This is a genomic window from Agromyces sp. NPDC055658 (genome assembly GCF_053618155.1).
In genome coordinates this window covers 1-4,083 of the sequence record NZ_JBSHHD010000075.1, presented here as the reverse complement: position 1 = coordinate 4,083, position 4,083 = coordinate 1, and the positions used below count along the sequence as shown (strand labels likewise).

Sequence of the window (4,083 nt, the reverse complement as noted above, 5' to 3'; positions counted from 1 at the left end):
TGCGGGCGCCCAGCCCCTGCAGCCGGTGCAGGGATTCCAGGTAGTCGCGCAGGCTGCCGTCCTCGGTGTCGATGACGGTGGTTCCGCGTCCCAGCACGGTGTCTGCGGTCAACACGGCGTCGTCGAGCACGAACGACAGTGAGTCGACGGTGTGCCCCGGAGTGGCCATCACCTTGATCCGCAGGCCGGCGGCATCGATCACCTCGCCGTCGGTCAGCGGGCCGCCCAGACCGCGCAGGAAGCCGCTGCCGACCGACCGGACCACCGCCCCGGTGGCATCCACGAGCTTGTCGATCCCGCCGGTGTGGTCGTCGTGCTTGTGGCTGATCAACACCAACGCGACGGTCCCCAGCTCGGCGATACGCGCGATGTGCGCCGCGTCGTCGGGACCGGGGTCGACGACGACGATCTCGTCGCTGCCCGGGCCGCGCAGCACCCAGGTGTTGGTGCCCTCCAGCGTCATCAGGCCCGGGTTGTCGCAGAGCAGGACCGAGGCCGATTCGGTGACCGGTCGCAGCAGCCCGTAGGCCGGGTGTTCGGTCACGCTGTCACTCACGCGGTTTCGACGATGATCTCGACTTCGACCGGCGCGTTGCGCGGCAGTTCCGACACGCCGACGGCGGAACGCGTGTGTGCGCCTGCCTCGCCGAAGATCTCACCGAACAATTCCGAGGCGCCGTTGATGACGCCGGGCTGACCGGTGAAGCCCGGGTCGCTCGCGACGAAGCCGACGAGCTTCACGATGCGGGTCACGCGGTCGAGCGAGCCGATCTCGGCGCGCACCGCGGCGAGCGCGTTGAGCACGCATGTGCGCGCGTACGCCTTGGCGTCGTCGGCGGGCACGAGCCCGTGGCCGTCGCCGACCTTGCCGGTCGCGGGGAGCGCGCCCGCCGTGAACGGCAACTGGCCCGACGTGTAGACGTGGGAGCCGGTGACGACGGCCGGCACGTAGGCGGCGACGGGTGCTGCGACCTCGGGGAGCTCGATGCCGAGCTCGGCGAGACGGGCCTCGAATCCGGCCATCAGGCGTGCCCCTCGCCCTCGAACTGCTTCGCGGCCTGCGCGGCCGCCGCGGCACCCGCCTGGGCAGCGTGCGACGACTCGCCGCCCTTGGGGCGCTTCAGGTACGCCACGAGCCCGCCTTCGGGCCCCTGGACGACCTGCACGAGCTCCCACCCCTCCGAGCCCCAGTTGTTGAGGATCGCGGCGGTGTTGTGGATGAGCAGCGGAGTGGTGATGTACTCCCAGGCCGGCATATGGGCTCCCTCGTTGGATGTCTCGTGCACGATGCGTGCGGAATGACGGGTCTCGGCGTGTCGTGCCCGGATGCGACGCCCAGCGCGCGTAGCGGGATTTGCCAGCCTTCTCCGTTAAGCTCCACTATATGTCTGCCCAAAAACGCACGATGAGCGACGTCGGTACCGGCATTCTCGGATTCGTCGGCATGAGCGTCGTCGCCGGCGTCCTCGTGACCGCCGCGGTGACCCCGGCACTCGCCGTCACCGGTATGGCTGCCAACAACAGCATCACGATGTTCGAGAACCTTCCGAGTTCGCTCGAGATCGGCGAGCTGGCGCAGAAGTCGACCATCTACGCGGTGAAGCCCGACGGAACGCCGTCGCCGATGGCGTGGTTCTACGACGACAACCGCGAAGAGGTCGCGTTCGAGTACATCTCGCCGTACCTCAAGGACGCGGCGGTCGCCGGTGAGGACCCGCGGTTCTACGACCACGGCGGCATCGACATCGCGGGCACGATCCGCGGTGCCCTCTCGACGGTGAGCGGCGCCGGCACCCAGGGCGGATCGTCGATCACGCAGCAGTACGTGAAGAACGTGCTCGTCTCGAACGACATGGCGAAGGCCAAGACGCAGGAAGAGCGTCTCGAGGCGTGGGAGAAGCACACCGAGACCTCGATCGACCGTAAGCTCAAGGAGATGCGGTACGCGATCACCGTCGAGAAGCAGTATTCGAAGGACGACATCCTCCGCGGCTACCTCAACATCGCGGGCTTCGGCGGGCAGATCTACGGCGTGCAGACCGCCGCGCAGTACTACTTCGGCACGAACGCCCACGACCTCTCGCTCGCGCAGGCCGCGAGCCTCATCGCGATCGTGAACAGCCCCGAGGAGTTCCGCCTCGACTACCCCGACGACGAGCTCAACGGCGCGAAGACGGTCGTCGACGGCGAGACCGTTCCGTATGCGCGCAACAAGGAGCGTCGCGACTACATCCTCGACAAGATGCTCGAGCAGAAGAAGATCACCAAGGAGGAGCACGACGCCGCGATCGCCGAGCCCGTCGCCCCCAAGATCACCGAGCCCTCGAGCGGCTGCCAGGCCTCCCCGAGCTACGCGTACTTCTGCGACTACGTGACGTGGGAGATCAAGAACAAGCTCGACAACCCCGAGACCGAGGAGAACGAGGGCGCGGCGATGCTCGAGCGCGGCGGTCTCGACATCTACACGACGATCGACATGGACCTGCAGGCGGCGGCGTACTCGGCCGTGCACGACAACGTGCCCACGGCGATCCCCGAGGCCGACATCGGCGCCTCGGCCGTCTCGGTGCAGGTGGGTACCGGCCGCATCCTCGCGATGGCGCAGAACACCGTCTACAACGTCGACCCCGAGGTGACCGGCGACGGCTACGACGCGGTCAACTACAACTCGACGATCGACTACGGCGGTTCGAGCGGCTTCCAGCCCGGGTCGACCTTCAAGATCTTCACCCTCGGCGAGTGGCTGAAGGAGGGGCACTCGGTCAACGAGAGCATGGACGCACGCAAGCGCAATAACTGGGGTACGTTCAAGAGCAGCTGCCCCGCCGACAACGTCTACGCCGGCGACTGGGACCCGCGCAACGACGAGGGCGGCAACGGCGGCTACTGGTCGGCGCTCTACAACACCGTCAACTCCGAGAACACCGGTTTCGTCGCGATGGCGAAGCAGCTCGACCTCTGCGGCATCAAGAACACCGCGACGGCGCTCATGAGCTCTGGCCGCGCCGACGGAAAGCCGCTCGGCGAGGGCATCAACAGCGAGGGCGACCGCATCGCATTCGGCCCCTCGGCCGTGCTCGGCACTGAAGAGATCGCGCCGATCTCGATGGCGACCGCCTTCGCCGCGGTCGCGGGCGGCGGCAAGTCGTGCACGCCGATCGCGATCGACAAGATCACCGATGCGAACGGCGAGCCGATCGAGGTGCCCAAGTCGACCTGCACGCAGGCCATCACGCCCGACGTCGCAGCCGGCATGACGTATGCGCTGCAGCGCGTCATGACCGACGGCACTGGCCGCTCGTCGCGCTACAAGATGGACACCGCGGGCACCCCGATGATCGGCAAGACCGGCACGACCGACGACGCGGTCGCCACCTGGATGAGCGGCGCGTCGTCGAAGGTCGCGACGGTGGTCGGCGTGTACAACGCGACCGGATTCGTCAACCTGCGCGACACCTACATCAACGGTACCGAGGCCGCGGTCCTCCGACACAACATCTGGCCGCGCATCATGGACGTCGCCAACAACAAGTACGGCGGCGACGCGTTCCCCGAGCCCGACCAGAAGTACCTCACGACGCCGAAGGCGAACGTGCCGAGCGTGATCGGCCTCGCACCCGAGGCAGCGCAGAAGGCGCTGCAGGACGCCGGCTTCGGCTGGACGATGGACGGCGAGGTCGACTCCGCCCAGCCGAAGGGCACGATCGGCAGCCAGTCGGCCTCGGGCCAGGCGCCGAAGGGCTCGTCGATCTCGCTGAAGGTCAGCCGCGGCAACCTGAGCGCGCTGCCCGACGTGACCGGGATGCAAGCCGACCAGGCCGAGGCCACGCTCGCCGCGGCCGGCTACCGCGTCGATCGCGACCGCGAGGACACCGACGACCAGAGCAAGGACGGCATCGTCATCTCCCAGTCGCCGGGCGCGGGCGAGAACGCCAAGCCGGGTGACAAGGTCAAGATCGTGATCGGCCGCTTCACCGGCGGCGGTGACGGCGGCGACAACCCGGGCGGCGGCACCGACGGCGGCACAGCTCCGGAAGCCGGTTGAACGGTCGACTGACGCCCGCCGCGCGGATCGCCCTGGCG

Annotated in this window: 4 protein-coding genes; 1 reads left to right on the top strand and 3 read right to left on the bottom strand. The window is 68.2% G+C overall.

What is annotated here, in order from left to right:
• From ACWGPE_RS18500 to ACWGPE_RS18490, 3 genes are all read right to left on the bottom strand, one after another.
• Positions 1 to 556: MBL fold metallo-hydrolase (locus tag ACWGPE_RS18500; RefSeq protein ID WP_452049236.1), on the bottom strand; the 556-nt coding region annotated here is incomplete at its 3' end.
• Positions 553 to 1,023, bottom strand: coding sequence for a RidA family protein (locus ACWGPE_RS18495; RefSeq protein WP_452049235.1), 471 nt, complete (start codon positions 1,021 to 1,023; stop codon positions 553 to 555). The genes ACWGPE_RS18495 and ACWGPE_RS18500, both read right to left, overlap by 4 nt.
• Entirely contained in the window at positions 1,023 to 1,256 is a 234-nt protein-coding gene (locus tag ACWGPE_RS18490; protein WP_231431709.1) for a DUF4177 domain-containing protein, read from the bottom strand. The genes ACWGPE_RS18495 and ACWGPE_RS18490 overlap by 1 nt, the downstream gene beginning before the upstream one ends.
• A gap of 149 nt (positions 1,257 to 1,405) precedes the next feature.
• Between ACWGPE_RS18490 and ACWGPE_RS18485 the strand changes: the two genes are divergently transcribed.
• Complete coding sequence (locus tag ACWGPE_RS18485) at positions 1,406 to 4,045, top strand: transglycosylase domain-containing protein (RefSeq protein ID WP_452049234.1); 2,640 nt, start codon at positions 1,406 to 1,408, stop codon at positions 4,043 to 4,045.
• The last annotated feature ends 38 nt before the right edge of the window (positions 4,046 to 4,083 follow it).